The organism is Pelagibacterium limicola (genome assembly GCF_015694405.1).
Taxonomy (GTDB): domain Bacteria; phylum Pseudomonadota; class Alphaproteobacteria; order Rhizobiales; family Devosiaceae; genus Pelagibacterium; species Pelagibacterium limicola.
Map to the genome: position 1 here is coordinate 377,051 of NZ_JADQDB010000003.1, position 20,525 is coordinate 397,575.

The following is a 20,525-nucleotide window of genomic DNA, read 5'->3' on the forward strand; positions in this document are numbered from 1 at the left end:
AGCGATCTACCGCTGGGCGTTGACCACCGGCGTGCCGGCTGTTTCTGCCACGCACTTCATCAAAATTCGCTCTACCATGCACAACGTTATGCCTGCAAAACGATTTCTCGGTTCAGTAGTCTGGAAATAGTGCGATTAAGACGATCAACCAATGCTGATCGACAATTTGGACCATAACTGAACTCAATCGAATTTCGGGAACCAGCAAATGCCCCAAGCATTCATCTGCGATTATATCCGCACACCCATCGGACGCTTTGGCGGCGCGCTGTCCTCGGTTCGGCCCGACGATCTGGGCGCAACCGTCTTGAAGGCGCTTGTCGAGCGCAACGCATCGGTCGATTTCGATGCGGTCGATGATGTCATTTTCGGCAATGCCAATCAGGCCGGCGAAGACAATCGCAATGTCGCGCGCATGAGCCTGCTGCTGGCCGGGCTTCCCGTCGCCGTCACCGGCACGACGATCAACCGGCTGTGCGGTTCGGGTCTGGATGCCGTGCTCACAGCAGCGCGCGCCATCAAGGCGGGTGAAGCTGATCTCATGATCGCGGGCGGCACGGAATCCATGAGCCGCGCACCCTTTGTCATGCCCAAGGCCGATACCGCATTTTCGCGCAATGCGGAAATCTACGACACGACCATTGGCTGGCGTTTCGTCAACCCGGTGATGAAGAAGCTCTACGGCGTCGATTCCATGCCCGAGACGGGCGAGAATGTTGCTGAAGACTACAAGGTCAACCGCGAGGATCAGGACCAGTTCGCGTTGAGGAGCCAGAACAAGGCTGCCGCAGCCCAAGCCAATGGCCGTCTTGCAAGGGAAATCACACCTGTCACCATCCCCCAGCGCAAGGGCGATCCGATTGTCGTCGACAAGGACGAACATCCGCGCACAACGACGATCGAAACCCTCGCCAAGCTCGGTACACCCTTCAAGAAAGAAGGCGGCACAGTGACGGCTGGCAACGCTTCGGGCGTCAATGATGGTGCGGCCGCGCTCATCATTGCATCCGAAGCCGCGGTCAAGAAATACGGCCTTACCCCGCTCGCCCGCATAACCGGTGGCGCAACCGCCGGTGTGCAGCCGCGCGTCATGGGGATCGGCCCGTTGCCGGCATCGGAAAAACTCGCAGCACGGCTCGGCATCAAGCCAAGCGATTTCGATCTCGTCGAACTCAACGAAGCCTTTGCAAGTCAGGGCATTGCGGTGCTGCGCGGGCTCGGGATCGCCGAAGACGCCGATCACGTCAATCCCAATGGCGGCGCCATCGCGCTCGGCCATCCGCTCGGCATGTCGGGCGCCCGCATTGCCGGCACGGCAGCGCTTGAGATGAGCCTGACGGGCAAGAGACGCGCACTGGTCACCATGTGCATCGGCGTCGGCCAGGGCATCGCGGCGGCGCTGGAAGCGGTCTGACCTTCAGAGCGCCAAATCCCCCGCGCCACGGTCCGCACGGTCCGGCAGATAATATCGAGCGCTGCGGTCTTTGCCACGCCTTTCCGAGTGGTGAGACCGACGGCATTCTTGCGGACTGCGGAATCTCAGCATGACCCATGGTAGCCAATACAATATATGACCTTTTGAACCGTCTTATGCATCATTCCACCAAGAAGTGCGTCCGCACACCGGCAACAAGTGAACGACCTAGACAGGTAAAACGGATCTTGACCAATAGCTAGCCGTCCGGACGTTTCACTGCCTTTGTTCGCAACATTGCAAGTTCTCATCTCCGCCAACCGCTACCAACAGGCCCATCGCGATATTACTGCGATTTCGCAGAAAAATGTGTTTCCTGAGTACGTTATCGCGCCATAGAGTACGATGTGGTAGCGGAGGACCGCTGCCGCCAATCCTCACACCTACCAGAAATACGCTACAGGCTCCGATTGTTTTCTCGGCTTCTGGCGGCGTAGGTATGCTTTTCCGATAACCTCTATGACGCAGAACACGGATCATCAGGTTTGGGCGAGAGTCTTCAAAATGTCGCCGTTCAGAATTGACGCCACAAACACGAGTTAGCCGCAGAGCATGCCCACCAGTGTGTCGAGGACAGGTGCCAACCGATGCAGGACTGAACAGTCGCCGAAATGCAGCGTGGCGCAAAACCCATCATGGCGATAGCCGTTCCGCCCTAGAGCGGAACCCGAGCTGATTCAATTGACACGGGTTCTCAAATCAGATCGTTTCTGATTCAGCATGTCTGCCGGATGAGGAGGCTGGTGGACATGTCTAAAGCTCTCTCGCTCGACCTTCGCAGAAGTGTTTTCGCCGCCGGGCCAGCGGGCTCAGCCATCGCCAGGCAGTTGAACGCTTTAATGTCAGCGCTGCGAGTGTCAGCCGCTGGAGGACGCGTGAGCGCGATCAGGGAGCGCCTCGTCCCAAGGCGCTGGGCGGTGATCTTCGATCCGGACGCATCGACGCCTGTAAGGTTTTGATCCTACCGCTGCTGGAGGAGACGCCCGACATTACGATCAAGGAGTTGCGGCAAGCGCTGAGCGCGCGTGGTCACCGCTTCGGATTCGGCACGATTCAGCGCTTCTTTATCCGTCACGCCATCACTCGAAAAAAACGACGCTCCACACATCCGAGCAGGACCGGCCAGACATCCTGAAACAGCGGCAGGAGTGGTTCGAGGGACAGCTTGATCTTGACCCGACCAGGTTGGTGTTCATCGATGAGACGTGAGCGAAGACCAACATGGCTCGCACCCATGGCCGGGCACCTCGAGGCGAACGACAGCAGGTCGGTGCACCTCATGGCCACTGACGCACGCATACCTTCGTAAGTGCACTGACGCAGCGGGGCATGATCGCATCGTTCGTTCTCAACGGGCCGATCAACCGCCTCGCATTCGAAACCTATGTTGAGCAGGTTCTGGTGCCCGAGTTGCGGCCCGGGGACATCGTGATCATGGACAACCTGTCCAGCCATAAAAGAACGCGCACCCGTGACCTGATCGAAGCTGCCGGCGCAACGCTGAAATCCCTGCCGCCCTACAGCCCCAACTTCAATCCGATCGAAAACGCCTTCTCCAAACTCAAGGCGATGCTCCGTAAAGCGGCAGAACGAACCGTTGATGCGCTTTGGAATAGGATTGGCAAACTGGTCGAAACCTTCACGCCCAAAGAATGCGCAAACTACTTCGCTGCTGCAGGACATGATGCAGACTGATCGGATTCCGCTCTAGACACTTCGGCTTATTCAAGCATGAACCGTGTTCATGGCCTGCGGACAGACCTCCCGTCTGACCGAGATTTTGTTCGCCCAGCCCAACAATTGGGAATTTCTGCATTGCTCAACTTTCGTCTATTCGACTTTATGCGGACGAAAAAAGCTTGCACTCATTGATGCAGTTCATACAGCTCGAGTTTTTCCCGCAGTAGTTATCAACACTGTCACTACATTGGAGGGGTTTTATTATGCTTAGAACAACGTGCGCGGCATTTTTCACTACATTTTCACTTGCGTTGCCTGTTTGGGCCACAGACCTTGAAGTAACCCATTGGTGGACATCTGGCAGCGAAGCCGCTGCGGTACGGGTTTTGGCAGACAAGTTTAACGCCACCGGACACAACTGGGTCGATGGAGCTATTGCTGGCGCGGGTGGGGTCGCGCGCCCACTGATCACCAGCCGCATTACAGGCGGTGACCCGATGGGCGCGACGCAGTTCACTCATGGGCGCGCCATGGGCGAACTTATCGAAGCTGGGTTCATGCGGGATTTCACCGACTTGGCTGAACGTGAAGGATGGCGCGACCTCATATTTCCATCAACGCTGCTTGATGATTGTACATTTGAAGACCGTATCTACTGCGTTCCATCCAATACACATTCACAGCAATGGCTCTGGCTGAGCACAGAGGCTTTTGCGACCGCAGGAGTCAAAGTACCCACCAGTTGGACGGAGTTTGTTGCGGCCGCGCCAACCCTTCGTGAGCACGGCATTGTTCCGCTGGCGACTGGTCGCCAGCCATGGCAGATGCAACTGATCTTCAATGCGCTGATGATTTCGGTAGGAGGCCCCGATGTCTTCAATCGCGTCTATGGCGACAAGGATGCCGAATTTGCTGGCGGCCCTGAAGTGGCAATTGTCTTTGCGGCCGCCGATGATGCTCGCCACATGATCGTAGGCTCGAACGTCCAGGAATGGAACCTTGCCGCACAGATGTTGATCGACGGCAAAGCTGCGGGCCAGATCATGGGCGATTGGGTGCAGGGTGAATTCGTTCACGCAGGGCTTACTATCGGCACCGACATTGTGTGCTTGGCTGGCATGGGTGAGCACCAATACCTCACAGCGGCTGGCGATGCATTCTTCTTCCCCAAGGTCAACGACCCCTCCATACAGGAAGCTCAAGAGGCGCTCGCCTCCATTATTCTTCAGCCGGTCACCCAAGTCGAATTCAATCTTGCCAAAGGATCGTTGCCGGTCCGGCGCGATGTCGAACTTCACAACGTGACGCCTTGCATGCAGGCGGGAATGGGGATCCTTAACAGCGGGCAGATCGTCAGCAGCGCCAACAGCCTGTTGTCTCCTGACACCATCGCCCAGATTACAGATCTGATGGTGGAATTCTTCAACGACACCAGCTTCCCGGTCGAACAGGCTCAGGAAGAGTTCGCTGCTATTGTTCGCACGGCAGACTAGTCGACGTCCAAGTACGCGAGGATGACACCCCTCGCGTACAGATTATCCGATTTCCAAGGAGATGACGCCATGGCACAGGCTGCGCGGCGCATTGGGATATTGCGAAACCTTTCGGCCAAGTTTGCCTCGGTTCCCATGATCCTCACAGCGCTCATTGTCTATTTAGGATTTTCTCTGTGGACCATTCTGTATTCGTTCACGAACTCCAGACTGCTTCCGCAGACCAACTGGGTAGGCCTTGCACAGTACGAACGACTGTGGTCGACCCGACGCTGGCTCATCTCCATTGAGAACCTCATGATTTATGGTTCTTCAATGCTGGTACTTTCTCTGGTCATCGGCTTCGTTCTGGCCGCGCTTTTGGACCAGAAGATCCGCTTCGAGAACACTTACAGGGCGATACTGCTCTATCCTTACGCCCTGAGTTTCATTGTGACTGGACTTGTGTGGCAATGGCTACTCAACCCGGACCTTGGAGTTCAACATTTCGTCAGGGGGCTTGGTTTCCCTGACTTCGTATTTGATCCCCTTTCCAGTTCCGATTTCGTGCTCTTCGGCGTCATCGCCGCGGCGCTATGGCACGGGACCGGGCTCGTTATGTGCCTGATGCTGGCCGGTCTGCGCGGCATTGATGAGGACATCTGGAAGGCGACGCGCGTTGAGGGCATCCCCCAGTGGAAAACGTATCTGTTTGTCGTAATCCCGATGATGAAGCCGGTTTTCGTGACGACCCTTGTTTTGATCACGTCCGGCATAATCAAGCTGTACGACCTCGTCATCGCCCAGACCGGCGGCGGACCTGGGCTATCATCGGAAGTCCCGGCCAAATACGTGTTCGATTACATGTTCCAGTCTCAAAACCTGGCACAAGGATTCGCTGCCTCAACCATGATGCTTGCCGCCGTGGCCCTGGTCATCATTCCTTGGGCATTCCTGGAATTCGGGGGGAAAAAACGTGCATAAGCTTCAAGTCTCTAACGCTGAAATCGCTTCGAACGGTTCGGATGCCAGAGTAATGATCGGTCCGCGCGGCATGAAGCCGGTACGCCGACTTTCGCCTCGCAACGTAATCATCTACGGCACCCTTACAATCCTGGCACTCTACTATCTGCTGCCGCTCTACGTGATGGTGGTAACGTCTCTCAAGGGAATGCCGGAAATCCGCATGGGGAATATCTTTGCCCCGCCGGTGGAACTGACTTTCGAGCCTTGGATTCAGGCTTGGGCCCACACATGCACAGGACTGAGTTGCGATGGGCTTTCGCGAGGATTCTTCAACTCTGTAAAGATTACCATCCCCTCGGTCATCGTTTCGATCGCCGTAGCGTCGGTGAACGGCTACGCCTTGGCCAACTGGCGCTTTAAAGGCGCCGACATCTTCTTCACTATCCTGATCATCGGGGCATTCATCCCCTACCAAGTCATGATCTATCCGATGGTCATCCTGCTCAGGGAAATGGGCCTTTACGGGTCGCTTGGCGGTCTCGTTCTCGTGCACACCGTGTTCGGTATGCCGATCCTTACCCTTCTGTTCAGGAACTATTTCAGTTCACTACCCGAGGAATTGTTCAAGGCTGCCCGTGTCGATGGGGCCGGATTCTGGAGCATCTATTTCAATATCATGCTGCCCATGTCGCTGCCCATATTCGTTGTTGCCATCATACTTCAGGTTACGGGCATCTGGAATGACTTCCTGTTCGGCGTGATCTTCACACGCCCGGAGAACTATCCGATGACCGTCCAGCTGAACAACATCGTGAACTCGGTTCAGGGCGTCAAGGAATACAACGTCAACATGGCGGCCACCGTGCTAACCGGCCTTGTTCCGCTCGCAATTTATTTCGCTTCAGGCAAACTCTTTGTCCGCGGCATTGCCGCCGGCGCCGTCAAAGGATGAAACAGATGGAACCCAGCATCCTCATAAATCAACTGACCCTGAACTACGGTCCGGTCGAGGTGCTCAAGAAGCTCGACCTGGACGTTCCCAAGGGAGAGTTTCTCGTTCTGCTTGGATCGTCGGGCTGTGGCAAGTCGACACTCCTCAACTGTATCGCCGGGCTACTTGAGCCAACCGATGGCCAAATTCATATCAATGGCAGGAATGTTACCTGGGAAGAACCTTCTCGGCGCGGCATTGGCATGGTGTTCCAATCCTATGCGCTTTACCCACAAATGACGGTTGAAAAAAACCTTACTTTTGGACTCAAGAATGCAAAGGTACCACGCAATGAGATTGCCGAGCGTGTCGCACGTGCCGCCGGAATCCTGCAGATCGAACCGCTGCTCAAGCGCAGACCTTCAGCATTGTCCGGCGGACAGCGACAGCGCGTCGCCATCGGGCGCGCTCTAGTCCGCGACGTCGACGTATTCCTGTTTGATGAGCCCCTTTCGAACTTGGACGCAAAGCTGCGCGCAGAGTTGCGCGTCGAGATCAAGCGCCTGCATCAGAATCTGGGCAACACAATGATCTACGTTACGCACGACCAGGTAGAGGCAATGACGCTCGCTGATCGTATCGCGATCATGCGCGGCGGAGAGATCATGCAACTCGCCAGCCCCTCCGAAATTTACAACCTCCCGGTAAACAAGTACGTCGCTTCTTTTATCGGATCACCATCGATGAATTTCTTCGAGGCTGTATTGGGTCAGGGCGAAATCAAGCTCAAGGAACTATCCTTTCCCCAGCAAGATTATCAATGGTCTTCCGAACAGCGTTCGGGACAGGTCTGGTTCGGGGTTCGTCCTGAACATGTTGTGAGCGGAGACGCGCTTGGCAAATGCAAGACTCAGTTTGATGTCGTTGTGGATATGGTGGAGCCAATGGGTTCAGAAACTCTGGTCTGGGCCAAGCTTGCTGGGGAACCGTTCCGCTTCCGACTCGACGGGCAGACCCGAATTGTCAAGGGTGATACTGTAAGGGTCGGTTTTGACCTTTCACTCGCGTCCATGTTCGACGCCCAAACCGAGCGGCGCATCTAGAATGTCCGGTTCCGCCGCCAGTCCCCTCCTCTCTGCGAGGCATGCCTGGGTTTTGAAATGGGTAGGTTGAATATCGCTTTCGGTGATCGATCGCTCAGTGCAGCACCGTTCAATCTCGACGACGCCGATCTGGCATGGGTCCGATCGACTTTCGATGCATTGAATCTCGACCAGAAGCTCGGCCAGCTCATCATCCCCATTTGCAGGGATCTTTCCGCTGAGGCGCTTGACCAACAACTGGCATTGGGCGTGGGAGGCCTTCACCGCCTCCCGCGCCGCGCCGAAGCCGAATTGCGTGATAGCGCAGCCTATGCGCAGTTGAAAGCCGCAACTCCGCTGCTTATGACGTGCGACATTGAGTTCTCCGAGAAGAGCAGTGTGGGCTCTGGCACCTTTTTCCCAAATCAAATGGCGATCGGGGCAACAGGCGACCGCGTTCACGCGACACGCATGGGTGCAATGGCCGCTCGCGAAGCAGGCTATCTTGGCTTCAACCTCAGTTGGTCGCCGATAGGCGACTTGGCCGCCAACTTTCGATCGAGCGTTGTGAACACGCGCGCTTTCGGGGCCGACCCAGCTGCGGTGAGCGCCTTTGTAATGGAGTACCACCGGGGTGCACGCGAGAACGGCTTCGCGACATGTCTCAAGCATTGGCCTGGTGATGGCGTGGACGATCGCGACCAGCATTTCGTAACATCGCGCAATTCTCTGCCACTGGACGAATGGCGTACAAGCTTCGGCAAAATCTACGCTGACGCCATTGCCGATGGTGTACAAATCATTATGGCCGGACATATCACCTTGCCAGCCTATGGGGCTTCTTTGGGCGATGACGCTGACAGTCCGCAGCATATGCCTGCATCGCTCAATGCCGACCTTAGCATCCGCCTTCTGCGGCAGGAGCTTGGATTCAATGGCGTCGTCGTTTCCGATGCGACACTTATGAATGGGTTTGGAGCGTGCGGGCCGCGTGAAACAATTGTTCCGATGTGCATCGAGAACGGATGCGACATCCTGCTTTTCCCCAAGGATACTCTGGAAGATATCGGTCACTTGCGACGCGGCTTGGAAACGGGGCTCTTGACCAAGGAGCGTTTAGACCAGGCCGTGCTGCGAGTGCTCGCGCTCAAGGCTTCGATGGGCCTTCACCTCTCGCGTGGCGCAATACCAGACAAGTCGAACAAACCGCAGAGGCTTGCATCTAAAGAACATCGCCAATGGGCACGCGAAGCATCGGAAGCGGCCGTCACGCTGGTGAAAGATACTCAGCACCTGCTGCCTTTGCGCCCTGATAAGCATCGGCGGATTCTCCTCGCGCAACCGCAGGAGCGCTTCAGCCCATCCGGGCCGCTTCAGCCTCTTGAGATCGACCGGCTATTGCGCGAAGCCGGTTTCGAGGTTCATTGTTATCAGCCTGACGAGCCGATCGACGCTACGGCGTACGACATCGCAATGTATGTGCAGGCCGAAGAGGGCATGTCGGCCAAGGAGCATCTCGGGCCCCGCTGGAGCGAGTTCCACGGCCGCTTTCCCGCATCCATGAACCGTCTCTGGCACTGGCTGCCCACCATTTATGTGTCGCTCGGCACGCCGTTCCTGCTCTATCACATGCCCGAGTGCAAGACGTTCGTAAACGCCTACTCCGCGATCCTGCCCATGCAGCAAGCGGTCGTCGATGCGCTAATGGGCAAAATTGCGTTCTCCGGCCGGAGCCCGGTCGATGCCTTCTGCGGGCTGCCCGAAGCAGAGAATTGATCCCTTGGCCGATGAGCCTGTCACTCAGGACTTGGGTGGAAATACGCGCTCCCGGCCGTCCGATGGCGACAGGTCGAACAGATCCGCAGTCATCGCGATAAGGCTGTAATAGCCGACAACGCCAACCAGATCGACCATCGCGTCCTTGCCCAAGGTCTCAAGAGCTTCGCGATAGAGCGCTTCAGGAACGCGATGCTCTTTCGCAAGGCTCTTGGTGACCTCGTACACAAGCCGGTCCTGCTGATTGTCAAGTTCGGGTACACGGCCGCTGCTGAGCGCATCGAGAAGTTCGGGCGAAAGACCAGCCTCCGCAGCGGACTGTTGATGAGCCCACCAGGGCAACTCGACCTTCCATTCGGCCAGGAGCGTCATGATCGCCAGTTCGGACAAGCGCTTGGGAAGCGAGGAATTGTAGCGGCAGTAGCTACCGAGCGTTTGCGCTGCCTCAGCCAGTTCAGGGCGATGAAGCCAGAGCGCGAGCGGACCGCGCACCCGGCCGCGCGGCCCGGCCATGATCATGTCATAGACCCGCTGCTGGTCGGGAGAAAGGTTATCGAAATCGGGGGGAGCCAGCCTCATCTTGCACCTCATACAGCTGGAAAAGGGATCGTAGCCCTATCCCAAGCATTGCTTTACGGTCTTAATCGTCCGGCTTCTGGTTGATCCGCAAGTTCCTTATTCATTAGCAGGACAAACTACAGGTTATGCGCAAGTGTTCGGCTGCGTTTCCGAAAGCACTGGACGCACATGCCGGGATGTTCTTACGCAGGCGATCAACAGCCCGTCGTCGCGAAATATTCCCATGCCCAGGCGGGTCTTCAAAACCTCAATGCTATCACCCTGGTCCAGATTGCCCAGATATACAACATCCCTGCGTGCGAGCGGAGCAAGGCTTCTGTTCGTCTCCCACTGTGCACGTTCCGCCAATCGGGAAAAGACAGGGAAATACAGCAGACCGACCGCATTGAAATCCAGACTTGGACAGGGCCTCTCGCGATACCCTTTGTCCGAAGCCGCGAGAAGCTCCTGACTGGATTTCGATACTTCCCGCGCGGCATTGTTCAGTGCAAGCAAGGTCGCGGGAGCACTTGGCAATTCGGCTTCACTGACAGTCCGGTTGCGCACAATCCGGCGATTGAGGCCGGATTCGTCGTGACTGACAAAGGTTGAGATCATCGAGAGCCGTGCCAGTTCCTGGCCTTGGTGGCAAACGGCGTGGATAGAACCCGTTCGTCCGCGACTTAGCCTGAATATACCGGACTTTATAATAACTTCGGCACCTTGCAGACGTATCGTAGAGCGCGAAACTTCAAGGGAGGTCGCGCAGAATGCCGCATAGGCGGGACGGCCCTCGCTGTCGGTAAACACGGCCCGATCCAGGCCCGCGGCTTCGGCAATCAGCGACCAATGAATGTCACCGCATTCGCGTAAGAGCCATTGCTCGGAAAGCCCCTCAGGCGCGAGCTGTGCCATGCCAAGACGAATGGTACGGACCTGTTCGACAGGAGCGAGAGCACGATCCGCCAATGCCATGACTGCGCTCATTCGGCGGCTGCCACAGCGTCAGTATTCGCGTTGCGTTCGATTATTTCGGCCAGATAGACACTGTCTTCTTCAATGCCGAGGAAACGGCCGGAGCCCCAGGTATTCAGCCATCCCAGGCCGATGAAATATAACCCCGGAGCTGCGGTAACGCCGCGATCGAACACCGGACGCCCCTTTTCGTCGAACACGTCCACTTCGAGCCAGCTATAGTTGGCCCTGAAACCGATCGCCCAAATGACCGAAGTGATGCCGAGTTCGGCAGCATCGATTTCGGTCACTTCGCTTTCCGGCTCCCATACCTTCTCGAAGGGTTGGGTCGATGGCGCATCAATGCCCTGGCGCTCGATATAGGCGTCGATCTGCTCGCAAATGCGAACATAGCTGGCATCGGCATCATCGAGGTTCTTCTTGAGGTCAGGCAGGAATTCGATCCGGCTGCCGTCCATATCGGACAGCGAACCATAAAGCGACACGCCGTTTTCAAGGTGCCAGCGGCGCAGGTCGATTTCCTTGCCCCCGTCCCGGCCCGACATATAGTGGTTGGTCTGGGTCAGCGCTTTGACAGGGTCGGGGTGTTCAGCAATCGTAACGGCGTAGTGGCCAGCATCGTACAACCAATCGGTTGCGTCCCGGCCGCGATACTTGCGCGGGCTACGCGGTGCCGGGCCCACGGCAAGATGCACCTTGCGCCCCGCGCGCACGAAATCTTCCATGATCTGTACCCCAGACTGCCCGGTTCCCACGATCAATGTGGCACCGTTGGGCAGCTGGTCCGGGTTCCGATAGGACACCGAGTGCATCTGCATGATCGAAGGGTCGAGCCGTTTGGCATATGCCGGCTCGATCGGATTGTCATATCCGCCAGTGGCCACAACCACCTGATCGCAGGTCCATACGCCAGCAGAAGTTTCAACGACATATCCGCCGAGGGTGCGCGGCGAAACGCGGGTCACTTCAACATTTTCGACGATGTTGGGAGAAAAGGTCGACGCAAAGGCATCCAGATAATCGACGATTTCATTCCGGAGCATGAACCCATGCGGATCGGTGCCACCAAATTGCTTGTCGTAGTGGAAGCCGGGCAGACGGCATTGCCAGTTTGGCGTAACCAGGCAAAAGCTGTCCCAACGATTGACGCGCCAGGAATGAAATTTTTCATGGCGTTCAAACACCACGCTTTCGATATTCTTCTTGCCCAGATTATAGGCCACAGAAAGTCCGGCCTGCCCTCCGCCAACGATCACCACGGGAATATGCGGATGTGCGGTGTCATTCATGATCAGTTCCTTCATCTGGAAATCGACAGGCAGGTGACTTCGGCGCCCGCCTGTTGTGCAAATTGGGTTCCGCGAAGCTCGATCCGCTGCAACTGGTCCAGGGCTGAACTGCAGGCAAAGCCGTATTTGCGCTCAACCCGCTCGGACGCCATGTTCAACGAAGATCTGGCCCGTTCAAGAAACTCGGGCAGCGGATAGCTCTGACCCGGGGTGAACCAATCGGTTATGACGCTGGAGGGGGAATAGCAGCGCTCTTCGCTGTTATCGGGCCAGCGCACATACCAGTACATCTCAGGCATAATCCACCTCACTCGCGCGCAGGTTCAGGTAGGGGGTCTCCGCATGGTCCCAAAACAATGCCGTTTCCTCGCCCGCGCGGAGCCGGATTTTTGATCCGCGCACAATTTGGCCAATCGGCCCGGCCCAGACATCATGTGCAAGAAAACGACCGCAGACTGTCTCAACGCTGTCCGGTGGGACCGCGAGCAGGAAGCCGAAGCTCGGGAAAGTCCGGAGCCAGCGCTCTACCGGCACCGCGCGGGGCCGTATCAACCGGTCAACATCGATATCTATGCCCACTCCCGAGCATTCGGCCATCATCAGAGCGGTGCCGACAATACCACCCTGACTGATATCTTTTCCGGCGCAGACCAATTGCGTTTCCGAAAGAAAGGGCAGAATTTCGAGCTTATCTCTAAGCTGCCGGGGACTTTGCGATCCGGCTGCGAAAAAATTGTCGTAGTTCCTGTAGTCACCATTGAGGTCGATGGCCGCAACGAGCACATCGCCAGGCCGGGCCGCGAAACTGGAAATGATCGCCCTGGCGCGCCCCAGTATCGACACCGCCAGGCCAAGGCTGCCCGCTGCAAAATTCGTGTGACCGCCAAGGATCGGCACATCGTAGGCTGCGCCAGCGTCACGCAACCCCTCCAGCAAAGGACGTGCGGTAGCGGAATCCGGGGCCCACACCTGATCGAGCACGCCCACGGCTCGCCCGCCCATTGCCGCTATGTCGGAAATATTGACCATGAGGCCGCACCAGCCAGCAAACCACGGATCGTCATTGACGAAAGCCGGGATGAACCCCTCTCCGGCCAGAAGATCGAATGTGCCGTCGCCGCGCGGCAGAACCGCAGCATCGTCGCCCGGCCGCCCGGCACTCTTTGCCCCTATATCGAGCATGCCCGTCGCGGCACCAATGGCCAGCTTTGAGCGGATTGACGGATGCTGCCGCAGGCTCGCCGCCAGTTGTTGAACGTCAGCAATGCTCATGCTGCGCTCCGCCTTGCCATGAAGTACCAACCGGTATCTGGGTCAGTTATCGGTGCGTATTTCGCCAGATCGGCCGACATGCACAGATGCGGGACGCCGTGATAATCCACTTCGTGCAGGCCCTGCCAGTGGAGACGGCGGAACAATGGGACGTTCTGCATCTGCACATGGGCGAGGAAAGTATGGCAACCACGTGCGTTGGCGGTACTGACGGCAAGGCGAATGAGTTCTGCCCCCAGCCGCCCAACCTTACGATAATCGGCGTCCACGGCCAGCCTTGATCCCCACCATAGGCCCGGCTGCTCCTCATGTATGCGCACCGTGCCCACCACGCGATCGGGCTCATGCCCCAGGGTGGAAAGGGCAACCAGATGGGTTGCGATCAGGTCGATGTCGTCGCGATCATCACTCGCAAAAATAGCCTGTTCATCGACAAATACGCGCCGGCGCAGTTCGGCGGCTCCGCGCGCTTGCCATGGCCTGGATGCCGCGCGGATGAAATAGCCCGGCGAACGAAACTGCACGACCCCGGACATGGCTAAACCACCTTGAGTTTTTCGTAGGTAGAAAGCGCCGAACACGCACCGCATCGCCCGCAACCAGCCTTGATGTCGGAAGACTTCATGCCAGCCTCGACGATCATCTCACCCAAAGGCCGCAAAATAGATGCCATGAACTCCGCCTTCGGAGCCGGGTGGCTCTCAAGCGGCGTGCCGGAAATGGGCACGAAAGGCACCACGAATGGATAAACGCCCATGCTGCAAAGCTTTTGCGACGTCTCAAGGATGGCTTCGGCGCTGTCGCCCAGCCCGGCGAGGATATAGGTGGAAACCTGTCCCCGCCCGAAAACCTTCACTGCCGCCTCGAACGAAGAAAAATACTTCTCGAGTGGGACCGATGCCTTGCCTGGCATGATGCGGGCGCGAACCTCGGGTGTTACCGCTTCAAGATGCATGCCCAGAGCGTCGATCCCTGCATCTGCCATGCGTTCATGCCAGACGTCATCTGCTGGTGGTTCGCATTGTCCTTGGATTGGAATATTGACCGCTGCCTTGATCGCGCGGGCACTCTCGGCCAGAACAGCGGCCCCTCGATCCAGGCTGGCAGGGGTGCCGGTTGTCATGACCATATGCTCGATCCCGTCGAGTTCGACGGCAGCCTTGGCAACCTCGGCCAATTGCTCAGGTGTCTTGTGAGCGATGGTGCGGCCTGCCGCCAGACTTTGACCTATGGCGCAGAACTGACAGGTTTTCTTACGGCTTTCATAGCGAATGCAGGTCTGGAGCACGGTCGTGGCCAGCACATTGCGCGAGTGCAACGTTGCGATGTGGCTATAGGGGATTCCTTCCGCGGTTTTGAGGTCGTAGAAGCGCGGACGGCCGGGAAAGCGCACCCGCGCCACCTCAACGCCTTCGCGAGTCACGCGCGACAGGCCGTCTTCGGCAGGCGCCTCAACCAGAAAGGGGCTTTCAAACGCGGGCGCGGTATGGACCGGGACCATTACCGTAGTCGCGCCAATCGTCACCGCCTTGTGGTCCGATGGGCCCGCGCCGCCACGGCGGCTTTCATGGCCCGCACGCGGGTCCACCAAGCGCATGCCCCGCGTTTGAAGCTCATTGATGAGTTCGGAGCTAGACATTTTCACACTCCTCTTCGGTAATTCCGGAGGCAAGCTCATACTTCTCCGGCTGATCGCCACGATCCTCGACCGTCTGGCGTGGCAGAGCGGGCCGGGTATCGTGAACAAGGTGAAGCAAGTCAGGGCGGGCATAATGGCCGACGCTGTCCATCATGCGCTTGCGTTTGGTAACGAGCTTCATGTCCATGTCTGCAATCAGTATTCCCTCTCCCTGGGTCAGCGGTTCGGCGAGGTGCCGCCCTTCGGGAGAAATGATGCAGGTCATGCAGCCATCGCTCACCGCCTTTTGCATTGCAGGATCAGGATGGATGGATGCGATCTGCTCGACGGTCAGCCAGCCGGTGGCATTGACAACGAAGCACCCGGACTCAAGTGCGTGATGACGCATTGTCACTTCAATCTGTTCGGCAAAAATCGGCCCGACAAGACTTCCAGGAAACTGCGCAGCATGAATTTCTTCGTGCTGTGTCATGAGCGCGTAACGGGCCAGAGGATTATAATGCTCCCAACACGCCAGAGCCCCGACACGGCCAACCTTGGTCTCCACAACCTTGAGGCCGGCGCCGTCGCCCTGCCCCCAGATCATCCGCTCGTGATAGGTTGGGGTGATCTTGCGCCGCTTCAGCGCCAGCATCCCGTCGGCGTCAATGATTAGCTGCGTGTTGTATAGCGAACCATGATCGCGTTCGTTGACGCCAAGAACGATGACAGCCCCGCTCTTGCGGGCGGCATCTGCGATCGCCTGTGTTTCGAGCGAAGGTACCGTCACCGCTTCCCTATAAAGCTGGAGATGCGCGGCACCTTGCTGCACAGGCGGTAGAACAAAAGAAAAATATGGATAGTAGGGTACAAAGGTCTCGGGAAAGACGATGAACTGCGCACCCTTCCCGGCCGCCTCCGCAATGGCATTGAGAACCCGCTCCACGGTCCCGGCCCTACCGGTCAGGTCCGGGGCAATCTGAACGGCTGCGGCTCGTATCACATCGCTGCGCATAAAATCTGCCTGTTTGGTGGCTGTTCAAGAAAATCTGCAGGGCCGCGAACGACCCTGCATATGGCGAGGGTCAAACGGTCCAGGTGTCGAGAATGACGGCGTTTGCCTTTTTGTGGATCAGGATGCAGTCGAGCACATCCTGGGGCGCGATTGGGGTAATGCCGGGCAACAGCGAAGGCTCGCCATGTCCATACAATGCCTGCAGTGCAAACCGGCACGCATAGACCTTACCGCCTTCATTCATAAACTTCTTGAGGTTGACGGCAAAGTTCTGATGCCCCGGGAAAGCCTCATCGCCCAATGTCGGGAAGCCCCGTTGAATTCCCAGCGTAACACCTGGCCCATAGAGCAGGATCGACGTCTCATAGCCCTTCCGGTTGAGCCGGATAGCGTTGAGAATATTGACCAAACCGATTGAGCCTTCAAATGCAACCGTATGGAACGTCACGAGTGCCTTTTCGCCCTCATCCGCCTTTACGTCCTCAAAAACCTTCTGCTCATAATCTACAAAATAGTCGCCGTCCTTGTGCGCTGGCTGGGTAACTGCAGGCATTTTCTTTCTCCGGGTTAGTGAATATGGGAGAGCGTATGCCTGGAAAAATGTATGGGTCAATTGTCAGTTTAATATGCATACAATAATTCTGTAATTTGACTCATATGTGCATATATTTTGCGCACGGGAGCTATTTCTTCGGCATCCCACTGCTCAGAATATCGCTAATGATGGCTAGATATTAGAGAAAATGTGATCCATACATTGTGCAACATATTGATCGACTCAATTTGAGGAACTCATGCAGAACTGGACTCCGGGCATGCGGAGTGACGGAACGCCCCGCTACCTCATGATCGCAGAGGCAATTGCTGAGGACATCAAGTCCGGACTGCTTAAGCCCGGCATGCGGCTTCCACCTCAAAGGCAGCTTGCTGCCAGGCTCAAGATCGACTTTACAACCGTTACGCGCGCCTATTCCGAGGCACAGGCGCGAGGGCTGGTGAATAGCCAAGTCGGTCGCGGAACCTTTGTCGCCGCGAGCGCCGCATCAACCACATTGGCGGATCCATCCCGTGAGGCGAGCGAAGACCTCGTGATGAATATGCCGCCCGAACCAACAGACCCCGCGTTGGTCGAGAAGATGCGCGATGGCCTGCACTATGTGTCAGCCAACCTTATTCAATTGCTGCGCTATCAATCGGCCATTGGCAGCGAACAGGACAGGTCCGCGGCTTCAAGTTGGCTGTCGCTGCGCGGTCTCATGGCAAAACTCGAACGCATCGCGGTCACGCCCGGAGCGCACGCTACAATCACGGCCATATTGGCCATGACCGTCGAACGCAATGACACGGTATTGTGCGAAAAAATTACCTATCCCGGCATTCGGAGTATCGCCCAGCGTCTCAATGTCAACCTTGTCGGGGTTGAAATGGACAACCAGGGCGTGCTTCCCGATGCCTTGGAGGAAGCGATCAAACGCCACCAGCCGCGTATGCTTTATCTCAATCCGACCCTGCAAAATCCCACAACGATCACCTCACCGACGGCACGGCGCCTGGAGATTTCCCAGATTATCAGCGACTACCGCGTGCAACTGATCGAAGATGACGCCTATGGTTTTGTGCCTGACAAGGCTCCAGCCCCAATCGCCGCTTCGGCTCCGGATCTGACCTGGTATATCGGCGGATTGGCAAAGTGCATCGGAGCAGGGCTGCGTCTGGCCTATACCGTTGCGCCATCGGCAAAACATGCGCTTGCGCTGGAAGGGTCACTGCGCGCGCTTATGGTGATGCCGTCAACATTGCCTATGGCGCTCGCGACACGCTGGATAGAAGATGGAACCGCGGACCTTGTCAGACGCTTTATTCGCAAGGAAACCGCTATCCGGCAGGACATTGCTGCAGAGGCCCTTCATGGCCTCGAATTCCTTTCGGCCGAAAACGCATTCAATGTATGGTTGCGCCTTCCGCCCGGTACGAGCCGGGCAAACATCATGGCGAATATGACGGGCCGGCACATCGGCATCATTCCTTCCGATGCGTTCACTGTCGGCGGCACCGCAGACGAATGTGTGCGCGTATGTCTTGGCGGATCCATTGGCCGCACCGAACTGCAAGGAGGGCTGGCCTATCTGGCCCACTTGCTCATGCCAGAGCCCAACTACTGATCCGTCGCCCGGCTGCAATACCGGTAACCAAATCCGGGAAATGATTCTCGCAATCATTTCCCGGAAAAGCAGAGCGGACCTTCGGACCAGACTGTTTTAAAGACCAGCCAGAATGTCCCGGACCTTTTCGGGGCAGTCGCCCAAAGTCTCGATGGCGCTTACGCTGTCGATCGACGCAGCTTAGAATGCGGACACAGACTTTCGCTCGAATGCCACGCTACAGTACGCCAAGATTGGCTTAGTGATGATGCCAGTATGGTTCCGGATATCCCACCAGAATGGCGACTTCTTGAACCAAAAAGCTGCCAACTTGTTTGAGCTAGTGTAAGCGCGACACCCATTTTTGCACTGCGAAGCGGTTTTCTATTCATGTCGCGAGCACACGATAGTCGCCTTCCCTACCCACGTGGCGCCGTCCGTTCCAATTGAACATTGAAGCCGTACGGTTGATCATCGTCACGAAAACTGCTGGCGGACCACGAACTTGAACACACTCTTCTTACTCATGGCGCAGTATGAGGGACGCGTTATTGTTCCCGCAGAAACCGTGTGCAAAGACTATTTTTCCCACCTCACGCTCACCAAATTCTTGCGCAAAGTGAGCGCTGGAGAAATCGAGCTTCCAATTACCCGGGCAGAAAAAAGCCAGAAAAGCGCGAAGGGCGTTCATCTTCAGGACCTAGCCTCATACCTCGACAAGCGACGCCAGATCGCACTGTCCGAAGCGCACGCCTTCCGTCGGAAATAGTGCCTCGAGGCCGACTTCATGCCTGGTTTTTGGCAATCCGCTGATCAGCGCCAGTCGGGACGACACATCTGCCATCTAACTGAACCTTAGTCACACTTCCTTGGTTCCGACCAGACTCGTCCAACAAATACAACAACGGTACAACATTAGAAAATCGTCACACCTAAAACATTGAATTCAATTATCTATTCGAGACGCCCGTCCAATCCATCATGGGAGCAACGGAGAATTTTCGGGCGGTACGGAGGCTCATCGCGACAGCTTTGTTGGGTGCTTGCGCGGTTCCATACCGGAGGGCGGCGGCGCTGTCCAATCTCGGCATGGTGATCGGCCGCATCACAAGGCGAATATCTCGCCCGTTCGGCAATTGCGGACGCGATCTACGACCTTGCCGTTCCAATGATAGTCGAAATGGTCGCCCTGCACGGGTGGCGGGATGAGGTTGGGCCAGAAGATGCCGGCGCATTGGCCGCCCGGGGAGCGGACGCTCTTGTAGACGACGCCGTTGGCGCCCTTGGCGCGCAGGTCGCGCCCGAGCGATTGAGACGCCGAATAGTCGGTGGGGTGGTGGTATTTGCCGAATTCCCGCAGGTCGGCGAGGTCGAGATCGATGGCATTGATGAGAAGGCGGAACTGAGAGGTCCAGCCAGGCGCTTCATTGGACGCGGCCATCGTGCGGCCGTGGTGATAGGCGACTTCGCGAATGGCCACTTCCTCACTGTCGCCGGCGCTGTAGACCCCATATGTGCCGTCGGTGAACCGGCCGGGACGGTCGGTGCTGACATGGACGAAGGGGGCCATGAGGAGGCTGGCGCCGGCGCCGCCCACGCGCCGGTCCGGGGGAACGAGATCGAGACGGCCCAGGTGTTCCCATAGGCGCGGGTTGGTCTTGGATTCGGCGGAGGCAAGCGCCTCCCAATCGCGTGGGTCGGCGATATCCTCAAAAAGATCGATGGGCGGGTGGATCGAGCGGATGATGCGGCAAGCGCGCGGCCAGCTTACGCGGACGGGCGGGATTGAGGTCACCAGCCGCCCCGTTCGGCGTCGAGATAGGCACGGACTCGGGCGAGCGAGAACATATCGCCCTGCGCCATGATGTTTGCAGGGGATTTGCCCCCCAGCGCGCTATTGGGCTTGCTGATCCACTCATAGCCGCGGGCGGGATCGGAAAAGAGATAGCGCAAGCCCTTGTGTATGCCCATGAGCAGCGAGAGGCGCGTTGCGAGATCGCGGTCGATGCGACCGATCTCACCCGCCTTCCACCGTGCCCAGGTGCGCGCGGCGAGACCCCCGAGGATTTCGCGCGCCTCGGCGTCCGACAGCTGCCAGCGTTCGAAGAGGTTCATCACGGCGCGCGCCATCGCTTCCGCTTCGGTAGCGGTGATGAGCGGGACCTCGGGCGCGGCCTTGGTGCGCGGCACTTCTTGCAGCATGGCTATCTCCTTTTGGCGTAAAATAGGCGTCATTACGCCATTTGGCAAGACTCAACCATTGGATTACTTGGCGA

19 protein-coding genes and 1 pseudogene are annotated in these 20,525 nt (G+C 57.4%); 9 read left to right on the forward strand and 11 right to left on the reverse strand.

Annotated elements, in window-relative coordinates; genetic code table 11:
- Nucleotides 1-208: 208 nt before the first annotated feature.
- The 7 genes and pseudogenes from pcaF to I2G20_RS07980 all read left to right on the forward strand — a co-directional run bounded on the left by pcaF (nucleotide 209) and on the right by I2G20_RS07980 (nucleotide 9,381).
- The gene (gene pcaF, locus I2G20_RS07950; RefSeq protein ID WP_196259158.1) at nucleotides 209-1,414 is read left to right on the forward strand and encodes a 3-oxoadipyl-CoA thiolase; all 1,206 of its coding nucleotides are present in this window, start codon (nucleotides 209-211) and stop codon (nucleotides 1,412-1,414) included.
- A gap of 809 nt (nucleotides 1,415-2,223) precedes the next feature.
- Nucleotides 2,224-3,169, forward strand: a pseudogene (locus I2G20_RS07955) (IS630 family transposase).
- A gap of 248 nt (nucleotides 3,170-3,417) precedes the next feature.
- Nucleotides 3,418-4,647 (forward strand): ABC transporter substrate-binding protein, encoded by a 1,230-nt coding sequence (locus I2G20_RS07960; RefSeq protein ID WP_196259159.1) that lies wholly within the window; start codon nucleotides 3,418-3,420, stop codon nucleotides 4,645-4,647.
- Between the two features lie 69 nt (nucleotides 4,648-4,716).
- Nucleotides 4,717-5,610 (forward strand): carbohydrate ABC transporter permease, encoded by an 894-nt coding sequence (locus tag I2G20_RS07965; RefSeq protein WP_196259160.1) that lies wholly within the window; start codon nucleotides 4,717-4,719, stop codon nucleotides 5,608-5,610.
- Between the two features lie 52 nt (nucleotides 5,611-5,662).
- Nucleotides 5,663-6,544: a carbohydrate ABC transporter permease gene (locus tag I2G20_RS07970; RefSeq protein ID WP_196259343.1), complete on the forward strand. Its 882-nt coding sequence runs from the start codon at nucleotides 5,663-5,665 to the stop codon at nucleotides 6,542-6,544.
- A 5-nt stretch (nucleotides 6,545-6,549) separates the two neighbouring features.
- On the forward strand, nucleotides 6,550-7,626 hold the full coding sequence (locus I2G20_RS07975; RefSeq protein WP_196259161.1) for an ABC transporter ATP-binding protein: 1,077 nt from the start codon (nucleotides 6,550-6,552) through the stop codon (nucleotides 7,624-7,626).
- Between the two features lie 57 nt (nucleotides 7,627-7,683).
- Complete coding sequence (locus I2G20_RS07980; protein WP_196259162.1) at nucleotides 7,684-9,381, forward strand: glycoside hydrolase family 3 protein; 1,698 nt, start codon at nucleotides 7,684-7,686, stop codon at nucleotides 9,379-9,381.
- Nucleotides 9,382-9,405: 24 nt separating this feature from the next.
- Here the strand turns inward: I2G20_RS07980 and I2G20_RS07985 are convergent, their stop codons facing one another.
- The 9 genes from I2G20_RS07985 to I2G20_RS08025 all read right to left on the reverse strand — a co-directional run bounded on the left by I2G20_RS07985 (nucleotide 9,406) and on the right by I2G20_RS08025 (nucleotide 16,661).
- Nucleotides 9,406-9,960: a carboxymuconolactone decarboxylase family protein gene (locus I2G20_RS07985; protein WP_196259163.1), complete on the reverse strand. Its 555-nt coding sequence runs from the start codon at nucleotides 9,958-9,960 to the stop codon at nucleotides 9,406-9,408.
- Between the two features lie 123 nt (nucleotides 9,961-10,083).
- Nucleotides 10,084-10,926: a Pnap_2097 family protein gene (locus I2G20_RS07990; protein ID WP_207747572.1), complete on the reverse strand. Its 843-nt coding sequence runs from the start codon at nucleotides 10,924-10,926 to the stop codon at nucleotides 10,084-10,086.
- On the reverse strand, nucleotides 10,923-12,203 hold the full coding sequence (locus tag I2G20_RS07995) for an MSMEG_0569 family flavin-dependent oxidoreductase (protein ID WP_196259164.1): 1,281 nt from the start codon (nucleotides 12,201-12,203) through the stop codon (nucleotides 10,923-10,925). Before I2G20_RS07995 ends, I2G20_RS07990 begins: the two co-directional genes overlap by 4 nt.
- 11 nt (nucleotides 12,204-12,214) lie before the next feature.
- Nucleotides 12,215-12,502 (reverse strand): MSMEG_0570 family nitrogen starvation response protein, encoded by a 288-nt coding sequence (locus tag I2G20_RS08000; RefSeq protein WP_196259165.1) that lies wholly within the window; start codon nucleotides 12,500-12,502, stop codon nucleotides 12,215-12,217.
- The gene (locus I2G20_RS08005) at nucleotides 12,495-13,475 is read right to left on the reverse strand and encodes a sll0787 family AIR synthase-like protein (RefSeq protein ID WP_196259166.1); all 981 of its coding nucleotides are present in this window, start codon (nucleotides 13,473-13,475) and stop codon (nucleotides 12,495-12,497) included. Before I2G20_RS08005 ends, I2G20_RS08000 begins: the two co-directional genes overlap by 8 nt.
- The gene (locus I2G20_RS08010) at nucleotides 13,472-14,011 is read right to left on the reverse strand and encodes an MSMEG_0567/Sll0786 family nitrogen starvation N-acetyltransferase (protein WP_196259167.1); all 540 of its coding nucleotides are present in this window, start codon (nucleotides 14,009-14,011) and stop codon (nucleotides 13,472-13,474) included. The genes I2G20_RS08005 and I2G20_RS08010 overlap by 4 nt, the downstream gene beginning before the upstream one ends.
- 2 nt (nucleotides 14,012-14,013) lie before the next feature.
- Nucleotides 14,014-15,114 (reverse strand): MSMEG_0568 family radical SAM protein, encoded by a 1,101-nt coding sequence (locus I2G20_RS08015; RefSeq protein WP_196259168.1) that lies wholly within the window; start codon nucleotides 15,112-15,114, stop codon nucleotides 14,014-14,016.
- A complete protein-coding gene (locus tag I2G20_RS08020; protein ID WP_196259169.1) occupies nucleotides 15,107-16,108 on the reverse strand; it encodes a Nit6803 family nitrilase in 1,002 nt (333 codons plus the stop codon). Before I2G20_RS08020 ends, I2G20_RS08015 begins: the two co-directional genes overlap by 8 nt.
- A gap of 70 nt (nucleotides 16,109-16,178) precedes the next feature.
- Complete coding sequence (locus I2G20_RS08025) at nucleotides 16,179-16,661, reverse strand: MSMEG_0572/Sll0783 family nitrogen starvation response protein (protein WP_196259170.1); 483 nt, start codon at nucleotides 16,659-16,661, stop codon at nucleotides 16,179-16,181.
- A 241-nt stretch (nucleotides 16,662-16,902) separates the two neighbouring features.
- Between I2G20_RS08025 and I2G20_RS08030 the strand changes: the two genes are divergently transcribed.
- Both I2G20_RS08030 and I2G20_RS08035 read left to right on the forward strand, forming a co-directional pair.
- Nucleotides 16,903-18,270 (forward strand): aminotransferase-like domain-containing protein, encoded by a 1,368-nt coding sequence (locus tag I2G20_RS08030; protein WP_196259171.1) that lies wholly within the window; start codon nucleotides 16,903-16,905, stop codon nucleotides 18,268-18,270.
- A gap of 484 nt (nucleotides 18,271-18,754) precedes the next feature.
- Nucleotides 18,755-19,018 carry a pyocin activator PrtN family protein gene (locus I2G20_RS08035; RefSeq protein WP_196259172.1) on the forward strand — a complete coding sequence of 88 codons (264 nt, stop codon included), beginning with the start codon at nucleotides 18,755-18,757 and terminating at the stop codon, nucleotides 19,016-19,018.
- Nucleotides 19,019-19,354: 336 nt separating this feature from the next.
- Here I2G20_RS08035 and I2G20_RS08040 read toward each other — a convergent pair whose 3' ends face one another.
- Nucleotides 19,355-20,044 carry an RES family NAD+ phosphorylase gene (locus tag I2G20_RS08040; protein WP_425502628.1) on the reverse strand — a complete coding sequence of 230 codons (690 nt, stop codon included), beginning with the start codon at nucleotides 20,042-20,044 and terminating at the stop codon, nucleotides 19,355-19,357.
- Entirely contained in the window at nucleotides 20,041-20,451 is a 411-nt protein-coding gene (locus tag I2G20_RS08045) for an MbcA/ParS/Xre antitoxin family protein (protein WP_196259173.1), read from the reverse strand. The genes I2G20_RS08040 and I2G20_RS08045 overlap by 4 nt, the downstream gene beginning before the upstream one ends.
- Nucleotides 20,452-20,525 lie beyond the last annotated feature (74 nt).

Excerpts from the sequence above, each read along its gene's own strand:
- pcaF (WP_196259158.1), top strand. The coding sequence starts at position 209 with ATGCCCCAAGCATTCATCTGCGATTATATCCGCACACCCATCGGACGC.
- I2G20_RS07960 (WP_196259159.1), top strand. The coding sequence starts at position 3,418 with ATGCTTAGAACAACGTGCGCGGCATTTTTCACTACATTTTCACTTGCG.
- I2G20_RS07965 (WP_196259160.1), top strand. The coding sequence starts at position 4,717 with ATGGCACAGGCTGCGCGGCGCATTGGGATATTGCGAAACCTTTCGGCC.
- I2G20_RS07970 (WP_196259343.1), top strand. The coding sequence starts at position 5,663 with ATGATCGGTCCGCGCGGCATGAAGCCGGTACGCCGACTTTCGCCTCGC.
- I2G20_RS07975 (WP_196259161.1), top strand. The coding sequence starts at position 6,550 with ATGGAACCCAGCATCCTCATAAATCAACTGACCCTGAACTACGGTCCG.
- I2G20_RS07980 (WP_196259162.1), top strand. The coding sequence starts at position 7,684 with ATGGGTAGGTTGAATATCGCTTTCGGTGATCGATCGCTCAGTGCAGCA.
- I2G20_RS07985 (WP_196259163.1), bottom strand. The coding sequence starts at position 9,960 with ATGAGGCTGGCTCCCCCCGATTTCGATAACCTTTCTCCCGACCAGCAG.
- I2G20_RS07990 (WP_207747572.1), bottom strand. The coding sequence starts at position 10,926 with ATGAGCGCAGTCATGGCATTGGCGGATCGTGCTCTCGCTCCTGTCGAA.
- I2G20_RS07995 (WP_196259164.1), bottom strand. The coding sequence starts at position 12,203 with ATGAATGACACCGCACATCCGCATATTCCCGTGGTGATCGTTGGCGGA.
- I2G20_RS08000 (WP_196259165.1), bottom strand. The coding sequence starts at position 12,502 with ATGCCTGAGATGTACTGGTATGTGCGCTGGCCCGATAACAGCGAAGAG.
- I2G20_RS08005 (WP_196259166.1), bottom strand. The coding sequence starts at position 13,475 with ATGAGCATTGCTGACGTTCAACAACTGGCGGCGAGCCTGCGGCAGCAT.
- I2G20_RS08010 (WP_196259167.1), bottom strand. The coding sequence starts at position 14,011 with ATGTCCGGGGTCGTGCAGTTTCGTTCGCCGGGCTATTTCATCCGCGCG.
- I2G20_RS08015 (WP_196259168.1), bottom strand. The coding sequence starts at position 15,114 with ATGTCTAGCTCCGAACTCATCAATGAGCTTCAAACGCGGGGCATGCGC.
- I2G20_RS08020 (WP_196259169.1), bottom strand. The coding sequence starts at position 16,108 with ATGCGCAGCGATGTGATACGAGCCGCAGCCGTTCAGATTGCCCCGGAC.
- I2G20_RS08025 (WP_196259170.1), bottom strand. The coding sequence starts at position 16,661 with ATGCCTGCAGTTACCCAGCCAGCGCACAAGGACGGCGACTATTTTGTA.
- I2G20_RS08030 (WP_196259171.1), top strand. The coding sequence starts at position 16,903 with ATGCAGAACTGGACTCCGGGCATGCGGAGTGACGGAACGCCCCGCTAC.
- I2G20_RS08045 (WP_196259173.1), bottom strand. The coding sequence starts at position 20,451 with ATGCTGCAAGAAGTGCCGCGCACCAAGGCCGCGCCCGAGGTCCCGCTC.